Below are 20,402 nucleotides of genomic sequence, written 5' to 3'. Positions count from 1 at the left end.
CTTATCCCCGATTCTCCAAAATTACTTGGGTAACCACTATATCATCGGTATGAGAAATCGAGACAAATGCGTTCCCATCAAACGGTTGCTTGGTGAACACCGGTTTCCCTTCATCGTTATTTACAATACACAGATCGTGAAACCTCACCTGTGATCCCAGGCCTGAACCAAAGGCTTTGGAATAAGCCTCTTTAGCTGAAAACCGTCCCGAAATAAATTCATATTTTCGCTTGTCGGACAGCTTCGCCAACTGTTTAATTTCATCCTCAGTCAAAATCCGCTGAATAAAGTGTTGGTTGCGCTCAACAGCAGCCACGACTCTTCTTATATCTGTAACATCAATTCCAATTCCAGCAATCATTTTAAAATCCCTCGCAAACCAAAAAGATAGAATAATTTTACCATAAAATAAAAAGGATTGTGCTGTTATAGCGCAATCCTAAATGTTAATTAACTATTTTTAATTGTAAAACGACGTTTCTTGTTATTACTGCTTGAACGTTTATCAGAATGCTTGCGTTCATTACTGCCTTCATGATGTCCGCGATTACGACCAGAATTGCTCCGATCACCATTTCGACGGTTCTTTGAACCCTTGTAATGGCCACCATGACCGCCACCACGACGATCGTTACGGTGTCCACCACCATGACCATGGCCATGACGAGACAATGGACGTTCAGGTGTAATCTTAACTTTAACGTTGTCCCGAGTAACTTCGTTAAGCAGAGCAGCAACCAAGTCAGTTGCTTCATACTCATCAAGCAGTTTGTCAGCCATCTTCTCGAACTTATCGGTATTTGTCTTCTTAATCAAGCTGGCAATATCCGACTCAGCTGAGTTCAGCTGGCCAACAAAAGCTTCTTGGACTGTAGGTGGCTTCAAAGGCAGCATCCGCACCTTAGTCAGCTTTTCGATTTCTCGAAGATAATCCATTTCGTTGGGTGTCGCAAAGGTGATTGAAACACCATGCTTACCGGCACGGCCGGTACGACCAACACGATGGACATAACCATCTGGATCTTGAGGAATATCGTAGTTATAAACATGAGTAACACCGGAAATATCAATACCACGAGCAGCAACATCGGTTGCAACCAGGATATCGATCTTTGCGGCCTTGAACTCTTGCATAATCTGAGTACGACGGGCTTGAGTCAAATCACCGTGAAGTCCGGCAGCTTTATATCCACGGGCAACCAAGCCTTTGGATACTTCATCAACCCGCCGTTTAGTCCGACAAAAGACAATGGTTACTTCAGGATCTTGAACATCGAAGAACCGGGTCATTGTATCAAACTTCTCATACTCTTTGACTCTGACATAATACTGATCAATCAAATCAGTTGTTAATTCTTTTGCCTTGATTGTCACTTGATGGGGGTCCTTCATGAACTGAACTCCGACCCGCTTAATCTGGGCTGGCATTGTTGCTGAGAAAAGCAATGTCTGACGTTCTTTAGGGGTCTGCTTAATGATATCTTCAATATCATCAAGGAATCCCATGTTTAACATCTCATCGGCTTCATCTAAAACTAATGTCTTAACGTGCTCTAACTTTAAAGTGTGACGTCTAATATGATCAAGAATTCGACCTGGTGTCCCGACAATAATCTGTGGGTGACCTTTTAAGGCATTGATTTGGCGGCGAATATCTGCTCCACCATAAACAACTTGAACCTTGGCTTTTTCATCTTTTCCTAATCGATAGATTTCTTCTTGTGTCTGGATAGCCAGCTCCCGAGTTGGTGAAATGATGAGGGCTTGGACATTTGGGTTGTCAAAATCAATCTTCTGTAAGATTGGTAAACCAAATGCGGCTGTTTTTCCAGTTCCAGTTTGAGCTTGACCTATTACATCCTCACCTTTAAGAACCATTGGGATGGTTTCGGCCTGGATTGGCGTTGCTTCTTCAAAACCACTGTTGGAAATCGCAGTTAATAAGTGGTCTGATAATCCTAATTCACTAAACTTCAAGTATGTTTCCTCCTAAAATTGAAACAATCAAGGTGCCACAGCCAACTTGGGAAAAATCCGTTTCCCGGAATGCGTTGGCCACTTGACCTAAAATCATTTATTACAAAAAATAACCTTTTTAGTTTACACCGTCACATAACATTAAGCAAGGGAAATAAGCCAAGTCTCGACTGATTAACCTTACTTCATCAATTTGGCAACAACATTTTCCAGATGAAGCCCGTGGCTGGCTTTAAGCATGACCTCATCATCAGGTGATAAATCGGCTTCAAGATCGACAATGAGCTTATCAAGCTGATCAGCCCGGTAATAATGAAGATTCTCTGGCGCATAAACTGGTTTTAACCTGTCATAAAGGGCTGCCATGTCGGTTCCAATCAGGTACACAACTGAAATGACGGCCGGATCAATCGCCTCTGCCAGTGAAGCATGCATGCCTTTTGATTGAGTACCCAGTTCAAGCATATCTCCCAGCACGGCAATCCGCCGACCACTGGTTTCGGTGGCCTTAAAAGCATTCAAAACCTCCTTGGCAGCCGTTGGATTGGAATTATAGACATCGCTTAGAATCTTTTCACCTTTTGATCCGGTCAGCCATTGAGTCCGATTCTTTGTCAGATCAAACTTGGCCAATTCTTTTGCCATCGTTTCGGGATGGATCCGAAAAATTTGGCCGATGGAAATAGCCGCCAAAGCATTGTTGACGTTGTAGTCACCCATCATTGGAATGTTGAAATCGATATCCGGCCACAAATTAACGTGAAATTGAGTGCTGTATTGACCGTCTTTTGATTCCGTTGCATAGACATCGTTGGCTGATTGACGACCAAACGTTAACTGACGAAGATCCACATTCTTGGCTCTTTGTCTTAATAACGGCTCATCCCCGTCATACACAAATATCCCATCATCGGGGATCCCGTGCGTGATCTCCATTTTGGCATCGGCTATTTTATCCCGCGTACCAAAGAACTCGATGTGGGCTTCACCAATCATTGTTATAAGTCCCACGTCAGGTTCGGCGAGTTTTGAAAGAAAATCCAACTGCCCCGGCCTATCCATTCCCATTTCAACAACTAAAAATTCAGTGTTGGATTCCATTTGTAAGATGGTATAAGGAACCCCGATCTCATTATTAAAGTTGTCATGGGTCTTGGTCACGTGAAAAGTACTGGAAAGAATAGCAGCCACCATATCTTTGGTGGTCGTTTTGCCGTTGCTTCCGGTAATCGCAATTACGCGCGGATTAATCTTATCAAGGTAATACTTGCTCAGTTCTTGAAATGCCTTGAGTGTGTCTTCGACCATTAGTGCCGGAATCTTCAATGGGAGCCGATCAGAATGATCATTCGCCCACAACGTTGCAGCGGCCCCTCCAGCAATTGCGTTATCAATGTAATCGTGCCCGTCGTTTTCACTCACCAGGGGAATAAACAACTGCCCCTGCTGGATTTTACGGCTGTCAAAACAAACACCGGTTACAGCCTTGGTCAATAAGGCGTTATCGAAATTATCAGTGTTGGCATGAATTGCCTTGGCAATTTCGCCAATTGTCATTTTCATTATTAAGCGCTCCAATTATAAAAATATCAAATATTTATGTAACAGTATATCAAAAAATCAAGTGGCTAAACACCCGCCGCTTGATCCTGCCATTCCAAATGCCATTTGGAAGTTTGTAAATTGTACGTTAAATCTCCAGCATACAATGTATTTTCATTCACTGTATCGGTTCTTAAAATAATCGATGCCTGATCGGGATTTTTCAAAATCCGTAACGGTATGTGGTAAGCACGCGACCGTTCACGTAAAGAATCAAACGAAATGAACAGACCGTCATTGGCCTTCGTAATCAAATCGAGTAAAATCGACCGGTCAATGTCTTTAATTGCCAATGGCCGCAGAAATACCCGCAACGTGTTATGAGTTTCACGCAGATTACGCTTCATCGCAATCTCCAACACATGATTAAAGTCAGAAAACCGTCTGTAATATGAACGAATCGTTCCGTTATCCTGGCTAAGGTAAATATAGTGATTGTTTAATTTAGATGAAAACGGTCGCCCCATCGGTGTTCCCATGTGAGCTAAATACAGCAGTTCTGCGATTTCAAATGGGGATAAATTGTTGACACTGTCTTCAGTGTCAAAATCAATAAACTTTTTCTTCTGATCAGGATTTCTCAGCAGATAAGTTCGAATATCACCCGTTCCAGTAATTAGGTGAAATTTGGAATGGGAATTATAGCCGTTTGCCGCTTTTTCATCATTATTTAACAAAATAATATTTTGAGGCAATTCGTCTAAACCGTTAATAAAATCGGCCGCAGTTAACCCTGATGATAAAATCATGTTGGAGATCGGATTTGTATTAATAAAAATCAAATTGCCCTTCATTATTTCATTACCCCGTATTTATTACTAATTTAATTGTACTACCCACATCACAATAAGTCTTATAATTGAGACAGAAATGTCGTATGTTTGCCCTTTTCTTAATTCATTGGTAACATGGTTGTTAACGCAATATTAATGTGAGGTTATTAATATGACTAACGTATTATTTGTCTGTCTTGGAAACATCTGCCGATCACCAATGGCCGAGGCAATGTTTCGTCAAATGATTCACGAAGCCCATTTAGACAATAAAATTACTGTTTCGTCCGCTGCGATCAGCACGGAAGAAGAAGGTAATCCCCCCCATCCAGGAGCCGTTGCCGAATTGGCAAAGCATGGCGTGTCAGTGGGAAATAAAAGGTCACGGCCGATCACAAAGGCTGACTTTGATGATGCCGACTACATTATCGCAATGGACAATCAAAATATTTTCTATCTCAATCAGATTGCCCCATTCGCAGACCGAAAGAAAATTCACCTCTGCTACAACATTATTCCGGGGAAAGAAGAAACGGACATCCCTGATCCTTGGTTCGATCATAAATTTGATCGAACTTACCGTCAGTTGTCAGAAACCCTGCCAGAATGGTTGAACGAAATTAAAACTAAATTGGCTTAATTATTGACGGGTCCCAATAAGGCTCGTTTTAATTTTGGCGTCGCTTGGCTGATCTTAAAGCTCTTTTGAAGCTTTCCGCGAATCATCAGCCGTCCTGCCCCAGTGGCATCACAGGTGATCAACGTGACAATCGGTTTCTTTGTTTGTCTGACCACGTCAACCCGGGTCGCAGCAATAAATTTCCGCTGATAGACTTTGTATTGGTAAACTCGGCTCATGTTACTGAGGTAAACCCGATCGCCAACTTTGGTTTTAAAATAGAGCGGTCCGAATAAAACGTGCGGATTGACCATATGATGGCCGGCCAATGGATAATTTCCTTTACCCATTTTCTGATTTGGTCGCATTGTCCCAGCGGCCAGTGCCAATGTGTTATTGGCAACCCCCATTCCAATCGGCAGATGAATGTGGGATTTGGGCAGAAGAATTTCACCGATAACCTCGATTTGATTCGTGCTCATTCTGGCCCGGGCAGCGGTTTGAAAGTCCAATGACTTAACTTTTTTAAAATTATAGCTCACGTTTCTTTTGTGCCGTTTACTCTGCTGTTTAGCCCGCTTTTCAGCTTGAACAACGGCTTTTCTGGTAATTTTTGGCTGGTAGGACTTAATCATTTCATTTTTGATTTGCCGGTTGAATATCAACCCGAGTGCTACAATGATCAGCAATACAAAAACGATGTTAATCAATAATTTTTTGAGAAATCCTTTTCTCATAATAACCTCCAGAATGTAATAACACTTTTATGTATGAAATAACGAATGAACTAAGGAGGAACTTAATTGGCAGCAAAACAGGTTGGCCCAAACTCCTGGCGACGAAATCTCGCCGTTCTCTGGTTTGGAACTTTCATGGCAGGAATCGGCTTTAGTGAAGTCATGCCATTTTTGTCACTATACGTTGATTCATTGGGACATTTTACCCACAATGAATTAAGCTTATACAGTGGAATGGCGTTTGCATCCAGTTACCTGGTGACTGCAATTGCTTCTCCATTATGGGGAAAGCTAGCAGATCGAACCGGTCGAAAGCTCATGCTCGTCCGTGCTTCTGCCGGAATGGCAATTGTGTTCATCTTTATGGGACTTGTAACCAATGTGTGGCAGTTGATTGGTCTGCGCCTGCTTCAGGGTGTCTTCTCAGGCTACATCAGCAATGCCAATGCCCTGATAGCAACCCAGGTTCCCAAGCGACGCAGTGGTCAGGCACTTGGAACACTGGTCACCGGAAATGTGTCTGGCGCCCTCCTAGGCCCGTTGTTGGGTGGTACGCTTGCATCATTCTTCAGCTATCGGGTGACCTTTTTCATCACCGGCGCCTTATTTGTTGGGGTTTTTCTGGTAACCACGTTCATGGTCCACGAAGACTTCAAGCCGGTGGCAAAATCCAAAATGCTCAATACGAAGGGTGTCATTGGCGAGCTCGGTAATTCAAAATTAGTTCTCGGAATGTTCGTAACAACGATGATTATCCAAGCCGCAAACAACTCCATTGTTCCAATTTTAGCATTATATGTACGGCAAATCATGGATAACAGCCCAGCAACCACATTCTATAGTGGGATAGTTGCCGCCGTTCCCGGAATTGCGACCCTGGCGGCAGCACCGGTACTTGGACGGCTTGGTGACCGAATTGGTGCCGATCGGGTCTTAATGGCCGGGTTCCTGTTAGCCATCGTGGTATATGTGCCAATGGCGTTTGTGACCAACGTGTGGGAGCTGATCGGATTGCGGTTCCTAATTGGCGTTGCCAACGCTTCTATGCTGCCGGCAGTCCAATCAATCCTGGCAAAGAACACACCACCCCATGTGACGGGAAGAGTTTTCAGTTGGAATCAGTCTTTCCAGGCAATGGGAAACGTTGCTGGTCCGATGATCGGTTCAATCGTTTCAACCTCGTTTGATTATGCCGGGGTCTTTATATCAACAGCCGTATTGGTTGTTATCAATCTCACGCTGGTGTTCAACAACACAAAAGGCATGCGGAAAGCCCGCAAACTCAAACAGTCATAATCCCAATACTTTTATATATTACCATTTAAACCAAGGCAGGAATTGGACACATTTAAAGTAAATGTCCAATTCCTGCCTTAAAATTATGTAAATAAAAAACAAGAAACCATAGAGGCCCTCGTTTTAAACAAATTACTTGTTGTCTGACAAACCGTATTTCTTGTTGAAACGATCTACGGCACCATCTACTTGGTTGAACTTTTGCTTACCAGTGTAGAAAGGATGTGAGTCTGATGAAATTTCAACACGGATCAATGGGTAAGTCTTGCCATCGTCCATCTTGATAGTTTCGTCAGAGGTTTTAGTTGATCCTGAGATGAACTTAAAACCGGTAGATGAATCTTGAAATACAACTTGTTGATATGCTGGATGAATTCCTTTTTTCATTATATATCGCTCCTTTGCCCTGAATCAATCTGATGACCCAGAGATTATCGATTAGTCAACTTTGTAAGTGTACCATAAATAAAAATGGCAATCAATAATCAATTTACTCTTTCTTCAATTTCCAAAGTCACATCGGCGCCAACGCCTCTCAGCTTGTCGACGATGTTCCCATAGCCCCGTAAAATGTTATCAGCGTGGCAGATTTCCGTTGTCCCGCTGGCCATCAATCCGGCAATGACCAATGAAGCACCGGCACGAATTTCGCCTGCCTGAACTTTAGCCCCCACTAGCTTGGGTGAGCTGTCAACGACGATAATACCTTCATCTGTATCCTCGGATTTCACCTTACCACCAAGCTTGTTGAGCTCGGTAATATGCTTGATCCGCTGTGGGTAGATTGTATCGATGATAACGCTGCGGCCACTGGCTTTGAACAACAGCGGTGTTAGCGGCTGCTGCAAGTCGGTTGCAAAGCCCGGATAAGGCATCACTTTAATTCGAATCGGCTTAAGATCGTGGGACGCGCCGACGTAAATGCTGTCTTCGTATACCGTCAGATCACAACCCATCTCCTCGAGCTTCGCAACAAATGCCTCAAGATGTTCGGGAATGATGTTCGTAATCAAGATTCCATCGCCGACAGCTGCGGCCAGTGATAAGTAAGTTCCTGCCTCGATTCGATCCGGAATAATTGTGTGAGTGTTTCGTGCCTGGAGAGTTGGGACGCCTTCAATTCGAATAACATCGGTGCCGGCACCACGGATGTTGGCACCCATGTTGTTCAAAAATGTGGCAATATCGATGATTTCCGGTTCCTTGGCAGCATTCCCAATGATTGTGGTACCGGGTGCCTTAACAGAAGCAAGGATTGTGTTGATGGTGGCACCGACTGAAACGATGTCCAAGAAAATCTGAGCACCATGAAGACCATCAGGGCCGGTACTGATGGTAACCGTTCCGTCACGTTCAGTCACTTCAGCACCCAGAGCTTTGAACGCTTTGATGTGTTGATCAATTGGACGAGGTCCAATATTATCGCCACCGGGAAAACTAACTGTTGCCCGTTGAAATCTGCCAAGCAGTGCTCCCATAAAGTAGTATGATGCCCGCAGACTCTTAATTGCCTTGCTGGGTAATGGGGCTTCAACAATGTTAGTCGGATCAATCTTTAAGACGTCGCCGTTAAACTCAGACGAAACGTTCATCGACTTTAAAATTAACATTAAATTATGAACATCCAAAATGTCTGGGACAGAATCAAACTTAACGGGCGTATCCGCTAAAATTGCTGCCGGAATCAACGCAACCGTGCTGTTTTTTGCGCCGCCAATGGAAATCTCACCGGACAGCCGTTTCCCTCCATTTATGATTAATTTACTCATCGAAACTTTCCTCACTTTTTGTATTCGCGCATTTTTCATGTCAAGAAATATATTATCCAAAATACCTGCAAAATACAAGGCTTCTACTTGAATTATACAATTTGTAATAATTAAAACAATTGTTCTGTACAAGCAGTCATGGCCGGTCAACCTGAAAATACCGATGCAGCAATCTTAAGAGCCACTTGTTACAAAAAATAAGCAACGGCAGATTTGACTGCCGCTGCCCATGTAAAAGTTAATATTATTTGTTCTTCTCAAGATATAAATCATTTGCAGCCGCAACAAAATCCTTAAATAATCCTTCAGGACGGTTGGGACGGGAAATGAACTCTGGATGATATTGTGAGCCCACGAAGAAACGGTTCTTAGGGATCTCAACAACTTCTACCAGATGATTGTCAGGAGAAGTTCCTGAAATAACCATGCCGTTTTTCTCCATTGCTTCACGGTAGGCATTGTTAAATTCATAGCGGTGACGGTGTCGTTCTGAAATGACATCCGCGTTGTCATATGCTTTGGCGGCAACGGTACCGGGTTTCAACTTGCAAGGATATGCTCCAAGCCGTTGCGTACCACCCATGTCATGAACATCTTCCTGATCGGCCATTAGGTCAATCACGTTATGCTCAGTCCGTGGGTTCATTTCAGTGGAGTTGGCATCGGATTCGCCGAGAACATCTCTGGCAAATTCAACACAAGCCATCTGCATACCCAAGCAAACGCCCAAGTATGGAACGTCCTTTTCACGGGCATACTTGATTGCAGTAATCATACCTTCAATTCCACGATCACCAAAACCACCGGGAACGATAATACCATCAGCAGGTGCCAGCACTTCGTCAACATTTTCCGGCGTAATCTTTTCAGAATCAATCATTTCGAGATCAATATCTGCATCAACCACATAACCGGCATGTTTCAACGCTTCGGCAACAGAAATATAGGCATCCTGCAAACCAACGTATTTCCCAACTAAGGAAATGTGGATTGTCCGCTTCAAATGTTGAACGTGATGTTCCAACTGCTTCCATTCGGTCATGTCTGCAGCCGGCTTGTCGATTCCAAAGTGTTCCAAAATCTGTTGGTCCATCCCCTGCTTCTGCAGGTTCAGGGGAATTGTATAAAGGGTTGGAACGTCCAATGATTCAACAACGGCCTGTGGCTTAACATCACAGAATAAAGAAATCTTTTTCCGCATTGAGTCGGTGATTGGTTTTTCAGAACGAACCACCAATAGGTTTGGCTGAATACCCAAACCCCTCAACTCCTTAACACTGTGTTGAGTTGGCTTGGTCTTCATTTCGCCTGCGGCCCGCAAATAAGGAATCAAAGTTGTGTGAACATAGAAAACATTTTCATCGCCGACTTCAGTCTTCATTTGACGAATCGCTTCCAAGAATGGCAGTGATTCAATATCACCAACCGTTCCACCGATTTCAGTGATCACAATTTCTGCATCGGAAACTTTGGCAGCCCGCATAATCTTTTCTTTGATCATTCCTGTAATATGAGGAATTACTTGAACAGTTGCACCAAGATAATCACCATGACGCTCTTTTCTCAGAACCTCGTCATAAATCTTACCCGTTGTGACGTTGGAATATTTATTCAGGTTATTATCAATAAACCGTTCATAATGGCCAAGATCCAGGTCAGTTTCGGTACCATCATTTGTAACAAAAACTTCACCATGTTGGTATGGATTCATTGTTCCCGGGTCAACGTTGATGTATGGGTCAAATTTTTGAATCGTAACATTTAATCCTCGATTTTTCAACAATCGGCCTAGTGATGCTGCAACAATTCCTTTACCTAAGGATGAAACAACTCCACCAGTGACAAAAATATATTTGGTCATTATATAATCCTCTCCTCTTACTAGTTAGCCGTTAGCCGGGGAATTCACAAATAAAAAAATTCCCTATCCAAAACTGAATAGGGAACAATTTAATCATCGTTCAGATGTCCTTGAAATCTCAAGGAGCCCAAAAATCATAATACATACTTTTTAATTATTAGTCAAGAATTAATGGTCATCTTTTGAATTGAAATCATCATCGTCATCATCAAGTGAATCGTCATCATCATTTAATTCGTTGAGTTGGCCTTCGATTCCGTCAGGAAGATCTTCGTCATCAGAATCATCGTCTATGTCTTGAAGATCTTTGTTGTACTTGCCCAGATCTTCTGATTCATCATCAGAATCATCGTCATCATCGCTGTCATCATCAAAGTCATCATCGTCCTGATCTTCAGGATCATCATCATCGTAATCAATGACATCGTCATCGTCAGAGGCATCAGCAAGAAAGGCGTTAACCTTACGGCGCTTCTTACGCTTTGGCCGATCCTCGTCTTCTTCTGTATGGACGGTTGCTTCATCAATTGATTCATAAGGGTACCATGTTCGCAAGCCCCAAAGATTGTCACCAAGTGAAATAAAGCTGCCATCAATGTTCAAATCAGTATAAAATTGCGACAAACGGTCACGAATTTCCTTGTTACTATCGCCTAAATACTCCTGCACAGCGTTGGCTAAATCAGCGAACGGCATTGTGTCACCGCGTTGAGCTAAAATTGCGTGTGCGACCTCAATCATCGATAGTTCATTCTTGTTTTGGCCTTTAAAGACTTCTAATTCCAAACTGGTACACGTCCTTTCAACAGTCTAACAACAGTCTAAAAATTACTATACTCGATTAAATTGTAAATTGCAATCTAATATTATATTTACCTAACAATGCATCCCCTGCGTAAAGCAAATAATCAATTCCGATATTCCCCCGAAGAGGTGCGTCCAAGATTTCCATATCCAGCGCTGAGGTGACCGTTTGGATATCCATCAAACCATATGGTGTTCGATAACGGGCGGCAATCCGCTTGCCCTCACTGAATAAAAGCTGAAGCCTGTTCTCGCCTGAGCGGGTCAATTGAACGTTGCCGTTATCAGAAATCTTGATGGTAACAGGAATGTTTTTGTCATCAGCTTCTTCCTCATAACGAATATAGAGACTTGTCCCAACCCTGACTAATTGTCCGGTGACATCAAAAACAAAGTTTGATTTCTGACCTTCCTGCAAAATGTTTGTTTCCAAATGAATCTGCACTGGAACGCCGGTTGCTAAATTGTCCATAATACACCTTCTTTTAAATCTGCTTCTAACTAATTTATTATATAACCCTCCGCCGTTTTTTGCACTAAAGTATGCTTGATCAATTCCAACAACTTTTCCTATTAATTCGTTCACGTCTGTTATAATTAAATAGATTGATTCAAGAAATGGAGAGTTGCAAAATGGCTTTTACAAACGTTCCGATTACTGTAATTAATCAAATTTATTCCAAAGGCAGGAAACTTGATGCCTTTGCAGACACCAATGCTCTGTTGGAAATTTGTGACAGGAACCTCACACCGTTCATTCATTTTTGGACCACTGAAGAACCAACTTTGATTCTGGGAATCAACGATCGCCATCTGCCAAAACTGGCTGATGGACTGAGAAGCTTGACAGGTAACCATTATGATTACTTTCTTAGAAATTCCGGTGGTTTGGCAGTTGTCAGTGATCCTGGCATTTTGAATATTTCCCTATTCATTCCCCAGCCCGATACCGTTTATACCATTGATGAGGCTTATGAGATTATTAAGGGTCTCATCAGTATGTCCTTCCCTCAATTGACTATCCAGAGTTATGAGGTAACCAATTCTTATTGTCCAGGTAAATACGACTTGTCAGTGAACGGTCAAAAGATCGCTGGGATTGCTCAACGTCGGACGACAAACGCATTGGTCCTCATGTTGTATCTGAGTGTCAATGGTGATCAGGATGGCAGAAGCGAAACGGTCGCCGAGTTTTATGAAACCGCCGATGCTTATTCCCAGTCACGCTGGACGTTTCCTAAAGTGGACAAAGCAACGATGACGACGGTCCAGAATCTGGGATTCCCAGACATCACACCAAGTGACGTCGAACACAAATTTTTAGAAAGCGTTAATCAACAAAACATTTCAGTTGATGTTTCCAGTGGTTCGGATCTGCTGGTATCCAGCGAATATAGTGCCGAGCGCGCCAAACAGCTGCGCAAAATTCAACTGAGAAATGACCAATTACCAATTGTCTAAGGAGGCAATTTTTTGGATTACGCACATCAACAATTAAAACGAGAAAAGGTCTTTCGCGACCCAGTTCATAATTATGTCTATGTTAAATACCAAGTTATTTTGGATTTGATCAATACCACTGAATTTCAACGATTGCGCCGAGTTCATCAACTTGGAACAACCTCATTGATTTTTCATGGTGCGGAGCATTCACGCTTTTCGCATTCGGTTGGTGTTTATGAAATCGCCAGAAGAATTATTGAATCTTTTCAGAAAAACTTTATGTCAAAAGAACCTGGTGATGGTCTGTGGGACGATTCGGAGAAGATGGTTGCCCTTTGTGCAGCTCTTTTACACGATGTCGGCCATGGAGCGTACTCACACACGTTTGAACACATCTTTGGCACCAATCATGAACAGATTACCCAAGAGATCATAACATCGCCCACAACGGAAATTAATCACGTTTTAAGAAGGGTCGGTCCCGACTTCCCTGAAAAGGTCGCAAGTGTGATTAACAAGACCTATCCAAACAAGCAGGTCGTCGAAATGATTTCCAGTCAACTGGATGCTGACCGAATGGATTACCTTCTACGGGATGCATACAATACCGGCGTAAAGTATGGCACGTTTGATCTGTCCAGAATTTTGGAAGTTATGCGTCCATACAAAGATGGAATTTGTTTTGAAATGAGCGGGATGCATGCTGTCGAGGACTACATTGTCAGTCGTTTCCAGATGTATCAGCAGGTCTATTTTCACCCGGTTTCCCGATCAATGGAAGTCGTTTTGAACCGTTTACTTCAGCGGGCTAAATTCATATTCAGCTCCAAGGTTCATAACGATCCGCAAACGCCGTACCTGTTGCTGCCGTTCTTCCAAGGCGACTTCAATCTGGATGATTATCTGCAGCTGGACGATGGCGTATTGAACACCTACTTTATCCACTGGAAACGATACCCAGATGATATTTTAAGCAACTTGGCCAGCCGCTTCATTGACCGTAAACCACTGAAGTCGGTCAAATTTGATAAATCAACCGCAGATTTGCTCCCAAGAATGCGGCAGATTGTTGAACAGTCCGGATTCAATCCAGATTATTACACGGCCACCGATAACAGTTTTGACTTACCGTATGATGCCTATCAAGCCGACAAAAAACAGATTCATTTGATGCAGGATGATGGAACCCTGGTATCTCTATCCTCTGTCAGCCCACTTGTCAGAGCAATTTCAGATCGTCAAACCGGAGATAACCGTTTCTTCTTCCCAAGAGAAATCTTAAAGCCCGACGAAAACGTCGATTTATTCCAGCCGGAATACGACGAATTCAACAGCCACATCAGAAACGACAAATTAATTAAATAACTAAAGGAGAATCCCGCATGGATATCAAACTCATTGCCATCGATATTGACGGCACCCTTTTGAACGAAAAAAACGAACTGGCTCAACCAACAATTGACGCAATTTCCGAAGCGCGAAAAAATGGCGTTAAAATTGTCCTTTGTACCGGTCGCCCGCTCAGTGGGGTTCAACCCTATTTGGACAAGCTCCAAATAAGCGGCGGTGACGAATTTGCCATCACCTTTAACGGCGCAATGGCCCAAACGCTGGACGGTACGGTCATGGTTAACCACACCATCACCTATGAGGATTTTTTGGAAACTGAAATGCTCAGCCGAAAACTCAACGTCAATTATCAGATTGAAACGACTGACAGCATTTATACGACTAACCGTGACACCAATCCATACGGAATTGCCGAAAGCTTTTTGGTCCGCCTGCCAATCAAATTCAGATCACCGGAAGAGATTCCCCGCGACCTGGTCATGTCAAAGGCGATGTTTGTTGATTTTCCAAAGAACATTACTGAAGCCAATAAGTTGATTCCAGACAAACTTAGAAAAGATATGTATGTCGTCCAAACTGAACCGTTTTTCATCGAAATGATGAATAAGCAAGCCAGCAAAGGAAAGACCCTTGGCGAATTAGCCACCCAATTAAATCTGACCAAAGACAACGTTATGGCAATCGGTGACCAGGGTAATGATTTGACGATGGTTGACTATGCCGGCTTCGGAGTGGCCATGGGCAATGCTATTGATGAAGTTAAAGCTGCTGCCCAATTTATTACCAAACCAAACACAAAAGATGGTGTCGCATTTGCCATCAATAAATACATTAATGATTAGAATTTAGACCACATTAAAAGGATCTCAGCCGGCAAACTGCCAGTTGAGATCCTTTTTTTGCAATATTTTGTTAAATACTTGTGAGGATAATCCCCAATACAATCAAAAAACTACCAACACCCAAACAATATCGAGCGTATTTATTCACTCTAATCGGTTGATTTTTGACTGATCCAACCTCTTTTAGCTTGGGGTGCTTTGGATCATTTTCGGCTTCCAAATCACTCTTTTTACGAATATGAAACCGCCAGCCGGTAAATAGATGGCCCGCGCCAACGATGAAAACCGATCCCAAAACGATTAAAAATAGCCCAACAAGAAAATCAATATTTCCAAGAACCATTTTTGGCATCCGGAATAAAAACAAGACTATGTTAATGATCACGATTGCAGTGATGGATGACCAACGGGGAGATTTCTTAATCCAATCAACCATTAATTCTCTGAACCACGGAAACGTTTATTGAATAAAGGACTAACCGGCTTATTTTCGTTGATTCGTTTGATTGCATCGCCAATCAACGGGCCAACTGAAACCTGTTCAATCTTATCAATTTGCTTTTCCTTCGGTAATTGAATGGTATCCGTCACAACAAGTTGCTTGATGGCAGATTTCTTAATTCGTTCAATGGCTGGGCCGGAAAGTACCGGATGAGTACAACAAGCGTAAACTTCCGTAGCACCGGCATCCATTAACGCCTGGGCACCCAAAGTAATGGTGCCGGCAGTATCAATCATATCATCGATCATTAAGCAGCGTTTGCCCTTGACATCCCCAATGATATTCATAATCTCGGCAACGTTTGCCCGTGGACGTCGTTTATCAATAATCGCAATCGGTGCTTTCAAAAACTCGGCTAAAGCTCGTGCTCTTGACACACCACCGTGATCGGGAGAAACAACGACGTCATCGGAACCAAAACCTTGTTTGATAAAATGATCGGCCAATAAAGGTGCTCCCATTAAATGATCAACTGGAATATCAAAGAATCCCTGGATCTGGGCAGCATGTAGATCGAGTGCGACAACGCGGTCAACACCATCTGTCTGCAACATATTAGCCACTAATTTGGCAGTAATTGGTTCGCGTGAACGAGCTTTTCGATCCTGACGGGCATATCCATAATACGGAATAACGACGTTAATCATCCCCGCACTTGCACGTCTCAACGCGTCAACCATGATCAATAGTTCCATCAGGTTGTCATTGACCGGTGCAGAGGTCGATTGAATGATAAAAATATTATCTCCACGGATACTTTCGTCGATATTAATGCGGATTTCTCCGTCACTAAACCGATCAACTGAGGTCTTGCCTAATGGAACCCCCACAGTTTCCGCGATCTTCTCAGCCAAGGGACGATTAGAATTCAGAGCGAAAATCTTTAGTTTCGAATCAAAATATTGCTGAGCCATATGATCCTCCAATGTGTTTTTTGTTAACTCAATTACTCAATAAGTTAATTATACAATGTTTTAATTAAAAATCAGAGTTAATCTTTCTGATATGGCAACTTTTTGTAGTAGCCGGCTTTGTTGGTCTGACGTGCACGGGCAATCGCCATATCGTACTTGTTAACTGTTTTGTTAATTGTCGATCCGGCTGCAATAAATGAATGGTCGGCAACTGTCAGCGGTGCAATTAAATTGGAATTGCTGCCGATAAAGCAGTCGTCACCAACAGTGGTCTCATGTTTATGAGCACCATCATAGTTGGCGAAAATCACACCGCAGCCGACATTAATATTCTTGCCAAGCTTGGCGTTTCCAACATAGGTTAAATGACCAACCTTGGTGCCCTCATCAATCGACGACTTCTTGATTTCAACAAAGTTACCCAAATGAACATGCTTGCCGATTTTAGCTTCCGGACGCAAGTGACTATTGGGGCCAATGTCAGAATGGTCCATCATCTCAGATTGTTCAATTAATGATGAGGTAACTGTCACATGGTCGTGAATAATTGAATCACGAATCTCTGAGTTGGCACCAATATAACAGTCTTCACCAATGACAGTGTGGCCCTTTAATTGAACACCCGGTTCAATGATGGTGTCAGAACCAATCTTAACATCAGCATCAATATATGTGCGTTCAGGGTCAATCATTGAAATGCCGTCCATCATGTGTTGGCGATTAATTCTTGTGCGCATAATTTTAGTTGCCCGTGCCAAAGCAATCCGATCGTTGACGCCCATTGATTCATCAAAATCATCCATTTTGTATGCAGCAATTGTTTCGCCTTCGGACTTCAAGATTTCAATGACGTCAGTCAGGTAGTACTCACCTTGGGCATTATTATTGGTCAATTTATGCAATGCCTCAAATAAAGCTCGGTTGTCAAATACATAGACCCCGGTGTTGATTTCATCAATGGCCTGTTCCTCACGATTGGCATCTTTTTGCTCAACAATCTTTTCAACAATGCCAAGATCATTGCGGACAATTCGCCCGTATCCGGTTGGGTCAGGTGCCTGAGAGGTCAAAATCGTTGCTTTGGCTTTTTTATTTTGATGATAAGTAAACAGATCTTCAAATGTCTTTGTCGTAAATAGTGGTGTATCCCCACTTACAACCATCGTCATACCATCCAAATTACCAAGCAATTTTTCTGCCTGTAGGACAGCGTGACCAGTTCCCAACTGCTTTTCTTGAACAGCATATTGGGTCCGGCTGCCAAGATTGTCTCGAACAGCATCGGCACCAAAGCCGACAACTGTTACGACGTTATCCATATTGGCTTTTTCGACTGCCGTTAAGACATGGTCAACCATCGTCTTACCACAGAGTCGGTGAAGGACTTTATAAAGTTTGGACTTCATCCGGGTCCCCTTGCCCGCTGCCAATATTATTGTGTTTTTTGTTGCCATTATATTTGTCTCCCCAATGCTTAATTAAATATTTTTTCGATGTAGTTTCCTGGTTGTGAAACAACGGTATTGTTCTCGGCATCCACTCTCATCAGTGAAGTGTAATCACCAATTTTACGGCCATTTGGTGCGGTACTTTCAGCAACGACACCAACGCCAATCAGATTTGCGTCAAATTCTTCAACCATTGAAATCATTCCGCCAACGGTTCCACCGCCACGCATATAATCGTCAACGATCAAAACGTTGGCATCCGGTTTCAGGCTCCGCTTTGACAGCGACATTTTCTCAATTCTGGTTGATGATCCGGAAACATAGTTGACGTTAACCGTCGATCCTTCGGTGATTTCAGTATCGTGGCGAACAATCACAAACGGCACGTTCAAGAAATCAGCGACACTTTGGGCAATGGGAACCCCTTTGGTCGCAATGGTCATCACTGCATCAACGTTTTGATTCAAATATTGGGTTGCAAAGATTCTCCCAATTTTCCTGAGAGTCGCTGGGCTGCCTAATAGATCAGACATGTAAACATAGCCCCCTGGAAGGTAACGGGTATCCGAGGACATCTCCTCGATCAACTTGTTAACAACTTCTTGAGCTTCTTCTTTTAGAATATACGGCAAAAACCTGGTCCCGCCAGCGGCACCAGGAATTGTTTCAAGCAGTCCGGTCCCCCGGGCTTGAAATGTTCGTTTTAAAATAGTTAAGTCTTCACTAATCGAGGACTTGGCTGAATCGTATCGATCCGCAAAGAAAGTCAATGGTACAAGGGTATGCGGTCTTTCAAGCAAATAGCGGGTCATATCAATCAGTCGATCACTTCTTCTTACTTTCAAAAATTCCACCTCGAGTTTATGTAATATCCCTTTGATTTTATCATAAATGTTCGGCTTTAGGGGGAATATGATGAAAAATATCAGTCCATTTCAAAATTATCTGCTTTTATTGGCAATTGAATTATAAAGCAGGGCTCCGCCATAAATGGCGGCTTCAATACTGGCAATGAAGAAAGTAACCGGCCAGTTGGTAATATAACCCAGATAAAGGCCAAACCAAACGCCGAATAAAGCAAATCCGATTGCCAAGAGCATCATTGAAAGAACAGTATGGGCAAAATATTTGGAACTGGCAGCCGGTAAAGTCAATAACACAAAAATTAATAACGAACCAACAATCTGGGCGGCAACACTCACACTAAACGCCAACAAAACCAGAAAAATAATTGAAATAATCGAACTGTGAATGTGGTTTGTTTTCGCACCAACGGCGTCAAATGAATCATCTTTTAGGTTTCTGAAAATAAAAAACAAGACGATTAAAACTAAAACCGATAACACAGCCATCTGAACGACTTCTTGATGACTGATACCAATCACACTCCCAAAAAGAATGTTGGTCGCATAACTTGAATTTTTATTGGACAATGACAAAAATAAAATGCCCAAACCAATGAACAGCCCGGAAATCGCACTGATTACAGACTCCCGCCGTGATTCCACGGCACCGCTTAATTCGCCAACCAGAATCGAACTGACTGTTGTAAATGCCAACATTCCATTCAACGGGGTCCAGCCGATAAATATTCCAAAAGATGCCCCGGCAAACCCAATTTCTGACAAGGTATGGGTCATGAAAGGCATATTCCTGGCAACAACGAAGACGCCCATAATCCCACTGACAATGGCAATTAATGTTCCAGCCAGATATGCGTTACGCATAAATTCAAAACTAAACATACTCGCCCTCCTTAGAATCATTGTGGAGCTCACTGATCGGACCTGACGTATACCCGTCTTTGGTCAACCACAGGAAATGGTCCGGATATTCATGGATGACTTGCATATCATGGGAAACAAAAATAATTGTCAATCCCAGTTCTTTATTCAATCTAAGAACAACGTCCAAGAGCTCCCGCTTGGTATTTGGATCCAGGCTCGCCGTTGACTCGTCTAAGATTAACAAATCCGGGTCGTTTATGAGTGCCTGTGCCAAATATGCCTTTTGCTTTTCACCGCCTGAAGCCAACCCGAGCGGTCTTTTTGAAATGTGCTCGAGATTGACCTGCTTAATGACAGTCTGAATCTTTTGCTTTTCTTTACGGGAGAGCCATGGCAATTTGATACCGGTGAAATTAAGTGAAATGAAATCCTCAATGGAAAGCGGATATTCAACATCAACATTTCGAAACTGTGGAACGTAGCCGATCCGCAGCCCATCCTTAATTCGGATTCGGCCGCTTGAAGGCTTGAGTTGATTCAAAATAACTCGGATCAAGGTGGTCTTGCCCACCCCATTTTCGCCAATTATACCCAGAAACTCGCCTCTTTGAACATCAAAACTCAAGTCAGAGAGCACTTGGTGATTGGGAAAATTTAATGATAGGTTCTCAACTGAAATTAACGTTTCACGCAAATGAAAATACCTCCACAACTTTGTAAAAAGTAATTATTACTATT

General features: G+C 42.8%; 21 protein-coding genes. 5 read left to right on the top strand and 16 right to left on the bottom strand.

Annotated elements, in window-relative coordinates:
* Position 1 precedes the first annotated feature (1 nt).
* From acpS to FD17_RS08140, 4 genes are all read right to left on the bottom strand, one after another.
* Complete coding sequence (acpS, locus tag FD17_RS08155; protein ID WP_057825468.1) at positions 2 to 361, bottom strand: holo-ACP synthase; 360 nt, start codon at positions 359 to 361, stop codon at positions 2 to 4.
* Between the two features lie 89 nt (positions 362 to 450).
* Complete coding sequence (gene cshA, locus FD17_RS08150) at positions 451 to 1,977, bottom strand: degradosome RNA helicase CshA (RefSeq protein WP_057825465.1); 1,527 nt, start codon at positions 1,975 to 1,977, stop codon at positions 451 to 453.
* 180 nt (positions 1,978 to 2,157) lie between these two features.
* A complete protein-coding gene (locus tag FD17_RS08145; RefSeq protein ID WP_057825463.1) occupies positions 2,158 to 3,540 on the bottom strand; it encodes a UDP-N-acetylmuramoyl-tripeptide--D-alanyl-D-alanine ligase in 1,383 nt (460 codons plus the stop codon).
* A gap of 65 nt (positions 3,541 to 3,605) precedes the next feature.
* Positions 3,606 to 4,373 carry a hypothetical protein gene (locus FD17_RS08140; protein ID WP_057825461.1) on the bottom strand — a complete coding sequence of 256 codons (768 nt, stop codon included), beginning with the start codon at positions 4,371 to 4,373 and terminating at the stop codon, positions 3,606 to 3,608.
* 151 nt (positions 4,374 to 4,524) lie between these two features.
* Here FD17_RS08140 and FD17_RS08135 point away from each other — a divergent pair, with 151 nt between their 5' ends.
* Positions 4,525 to 4,992, top strand: coding sequence for a low molecular weight protein-tyrosine-phosphatase (locus tag FD17_RS08135; RefSeq protein ID WP_057825459.1), 468 nt, complete (start codon positions 4,525 to 4,527; stop codon positions 4,990 to 4,992).
* Here the strand turns inward: FD17_RS08135 and FD17_RS08130 are convergent.
* Positions 4,989 to 5,708: a class A sortase gene (locus FD17_RS08130; protein ID WP_057825457.1), complete on the bottom strand. Its 720-nt coding sequence runs from the start codon at positions 5,706 to 5,708 to the stop codon at positions 4,989 to 4,991. The genes FD17_RS08135 and FD17_RS08130 overlap by 4 nt on opposite strands.
* Before the next feature lie 66 nt (positions 5,709 to 5,774).
* Here FD17_RS08130 and FD17_RS08125 point away from each other — a divergent pair, with 66 nt between their 5' ends.
* Positions 5,775 to 7,004: a multidrug efflux MFS transporter gene (locus FD17_RS08125; protein ID WP_057825454.1), complete on the top strand. Its 1,230-nt coding sequence runs from the start codon at positions 5,775 to 5,777 to the stop codon at positions 7,002 to 7,004.
* 132 nt (positions 7,005 to 7,136) lie between these two features.
* Here FD17_RS08125 and FD17_RS08120 read toward each other — a convergent pair whose 3' ends face one another.
* The 5 genes from FD17_RS08120 to FD17_RS08100 all read right to left on the bottom strand — a co-directional run bounded on the left by FD17_RS08120 (position 7,137) and on the right by FD17_RS08100 (position 11,910).
* The gene (locus tag FD17_RS08120; protein ID WP_057825452.1) at positions 7,137 to 7,391 is read right to left on the bottom strand and encodes a type B 50S ribosomal protein L31; all 255 of its coding nucleotides are present in this window, start codon (positions 7,389 to 7,391) and stop codon (positions 7,137 to 7,139) included.
* A 98-nt stretch (positions 7,392 to 7,489) separates the two neighbouring features.
* Positions 7,490 to 8,773: a UDP-N-acetylglucosamine 1-carboxyvinyltransferase gene (locus FD17_RS08115; RefSeq protein WP_057825450.1), complete on the bottom strand. Its 1,284-nt coding sequence runs from the start codon at positions 8,771 to 8,773 to the stop codon at positions 7,490 to 7,492.
* Between the two features lie 244 nt (positions 8,774 to 9,017).
* Positions 9,018 to 10,634, bottom strand: coding sequence for a CTP synthase (locus FD17_RS08110; RefSeq protein ID WP_057825448.1), 1,617 nt, complete (start codon positions 10,632 to 10,634; stop codon positions 9,018 to 9,020).
* Between the two features lie 168 nt (positions 10,635 to 10,802).
* Positions 10,803 to 11,420 (bottom strand): DNA-directed RNA polymerase subunit delta, encoded by a 618-nt coding sequence (gene rpoE / locus FD17_RS08105; RefSeq protein WP_057825446.1) that lies wholly within the window; start codon positions 11,418 to 11,420, stop codon positions 10,803 to 10,805.
* Between the two features lie 55 nt (positions 11,421 to 11,475).
* Positions 11,476 to 11,910, bottom strand: a complete 435-nt coding sequence (locus FD17_RS08100; protein WP_057825444.1) for a YwiB family protein — start codon at positions 11,908 to 11,910, stop codon at positions 11,476 to 11,478.
* Between the two features lie 161 nt (positions 11,911 to 12,071).
* Here FD17_RS08100 and FD17_RS08095 point away from each other — a divergent pair, with 161 nt between their 5' ends.
* From FD17_RS08095 to yidA, 3 genes are read left to right on the top strand one after another with little or no spacing between them, the layout of a single operon-like run.
* Positions 12,072 to 12,899, top strand: coding sequence for a lipoate--protein ligase family protein (locus FD17_RS08095; RefSeq protein ID WP_057825443.1), 828 nt, complete (start codon positions 12,072 to 12,074; stop codon positions 12,897 to 12,899).
* A gap of 12 nt (positions 12,900 to 12,911) precedes the next feature.
* Positions 12,912 to 14,246 carry an HD domain-containing protein gene (locus FD17_RS08090; RefSeq protein ID WP_057825441.1) on the top strand — a complete coding sequence of 445 codons (1,335 nt, stop codon included), beginning with the start codon at positions 12,912 to 12,914 and terminating at the stop codon, positions 14,244 to 14,246.
* A 17-nt stretch (positions 14,247 to 14,263) separates the two neighbouring features.
* A complete protein-coding gene (gene yidA, locus FD17_RS08085) occupies positions 14,264 to 15,073 on the top strand; it encodes a sugar-phosphatase (protein WP_057825439.1) in 810 nt (269 codons plus the stop codon).
* A 70-nt stretch (positions 15,074 to 15,143) separates the two neighbouring features.
* Here the strand turns inward: yidA and FD17_RS08080 are convergent, their stop codons facing one another.
* The 6 genes from FD17_RS08080 to FD17_RS08055 all read right to left on the bottom strand — a co-directional run bounded on the left by FD17_RS08080 (position 15,144) and on the right by FD17_RS08055 (position 20,358).
* Positions 15,144 to 15,509 (bottom strand): DUF3899 domain-containing protein, encoded by a 366-nt coding sequence (locus tag FD17_RS08080; RefSeq protein ID WP_057825437.1) that lies wholly within the window; start codon positions 15,507 to 15,509, stop codon positions 15,144 to 15,146.
* The gene (locus FD17_RS08075; RefSeq protein WP_057825434.1) at positions 15,509 to 16,489 is read right to left on the bottom strand and encodes a ribose-phosphate diphosphokinase; all 981 of its coding nucleotides are present in this window, start codon (positions 16,487 to 16,489) and stop codon (positions 15,509 to 15,511) included. The genes FD17_RS08080 and FD17_RS08075 overlap by 1 nt, the downstream gene beginning before the upstream one ends.
* Positions 16,490 to 16,566: 77 nt before the next feature.
* Positions 16,567 to 17,943 carry a bifunctional UDP-N-acetylglucosamine diphosphorylase/glucosamine-1-phosphate N-acetyltransferase GlmU gene (gene glmU / locus FD17_RS08070; protein WP_057825432.1) on the bottom strand — a complete coding sequence of 459 codons (1,377 nt, stop codon included), beginning with the start codon at positions 17,941 to 17,943 and terminating at the stop codon, positions 16,567 to 16,569.
* A 20-nt stretch (positions 17,944 to 17,963) separates the two neighbouring features.
* Positions 17,964 to 18,782, bottom strand: a complete 819-nt coding sequence (gene purR / locus FD17_RS08065) for a pur operon repressor (RefSeq protein ID WP_082617178.1) — start codon at positions 18,780 to 18,782, stop codon at positions 17,964 to 17,966.
* A gap of 96 nt (positions 18,783 to 18,878) precedes the next feature.
* A complete protein-coding gene (locus FD17_RS08060; RefSeq protein WP_057825430.1) occupies positions 18,879 to 19,682 on the bottom strand; it encodes a metal ABC transporter permease in 804 nt (267 codons plus the stop codon).
* Positions 19,675 to 20,358 (bottom strand): metal ABC transporter ATP-binding protein, encoded by a 684-nt coding sequence (locus FD17_RS08055; RefSeq protein WP_057825428.1) that lies wholly within the window; start codon positions 20,356 to 20,358, stop codon positions 19,675 to 19,677. The genes FD17_RS08060 and FD17_RS08055 overlap by 8 nt, the downstream gene beginning before the upstream one ends.
* Positions 20,359 to 20,402 lie beyond the last annotated feature (44 nt).

The organism is Lentilactobacillus sunkii DSM 19904 (assembly GCF_001435575.1).
Classification (GTDB): domain Bacteria; phylum Bacillota; class Bacilli; order Lactobacillales; family Lactobacillaceae; genus Lentilactobacillus; species Lentilactobacillus sunkii.
Note: the sequence above shows the minus strand (reverse complement) of the source record. Positions and strands in the feature narration are given on the sequence as shown.

Excerpts from the sequence above, each read along its gene's own strand:
- acpS (WP_057825468.1), bottom strand. The coding sequence starts at position 361 with ATGATTGCTGGAATTGGAATTGATGTTACAGATATAAGAAGAGTCGTG.
- FD17_RS08145 (WP_057825463.1), bottom strand. The coding sequence starts at position 3,540 with ATGAAAATGACAATTGGCGAAATTGCCAAGGCAATTCATGCCAACACT.
- FD17_RS08140 (WP_057825461.1), bottom strand. The coding sequence starts at position 4,373 with ATGAAGGGCAATTTGATTTTTATTAATACAAATCCGATCTCCAACATG.
- FD17_RS08135 (WP_057825459.1), top strand. The coding sequence starts at position 4,525 with ATGACTAACGTATTATTTGTCTGTCTTGGAAACATCTGCCGATCACCA.
- FD17_RS08130 (WP_057825457.1), bottom strand. The coding sequence starts at position 5,708 with ATGAGAAAAGGATTTCTCAAAAAATTATTGATTAACATCGTTTTTGTA.
- FD17_RS08120 (WP_057825452.1), bottom strand. The coding sequence starts at position 7,391 with ATGAAAAAAGGAATTCATCCAGCATATCAACAAGTTGTATTTCAAGAT.
- FD17_RS08115 (WP_057825450.1), bottom strand. The coding sequence starts at position 8,773 with ATGAGTAAATTAATCATAAATGGAGGGAAACGGCTGTCCGGTGAGATT.
- FD17_RS08110 (WP_057825448.1), bottom strand. The coding sequence starts at position 10,634 with ATGACCAAATATATTTTTGTCACTGGTGGAGTTGTTTCATCCTTAGGT.
- FD17_RS08100 (WP_057825444.1), bottom strand. The coding sequence starts at position 11,910 with ATGGACAATTTAGCAACCGGCGTTCCAGTGCAGATTCATTTGGAAACA.
- FD17_RS08095 (WP_057825443.1), top strand. The coding sequence starts at position 12,072 with ATGGCTTTTACAAACGTTCCGATTACTGTAATTAATCAAATTTATTCC.
- yidA (WP_057825439.1), top strand. The coding sequence starts at position 14,264 with ATGGATATCAAACTCATTGCCATCGATATTGACGGCACCCTTTTGAAC.
- FD17_RS08080 (WP_057825437.1), bottom strand. The coding sequence starts at position 15,509 with ATGGTTGATTGGATTAAGAAATCTCCCCGTTGGTCATCCATCACTGCA.
- FD17_RS08075 (WP_057825434.1), bottom strand. The coding sequence starts at position 16,489 with ATGGCTCAGCAATATTTTGATTCGAAACTAAAGATTTTCGCTCTGAAT.
- glmU (WP_057825432.1), bottom strand. The coding sequence starts at position 17,943 with ATGGCAACAAAAAACACAATAATATTGGCAGCGGGCAAGGGGACCCGG.
- FD17_RS08060 (WP_057825430.1), bottom strand. The coding sequence starts at position 19,682 with ATGTTTAGTTTTGAATTTATGCGTAACGCATATCTGGCTGGAACATTA.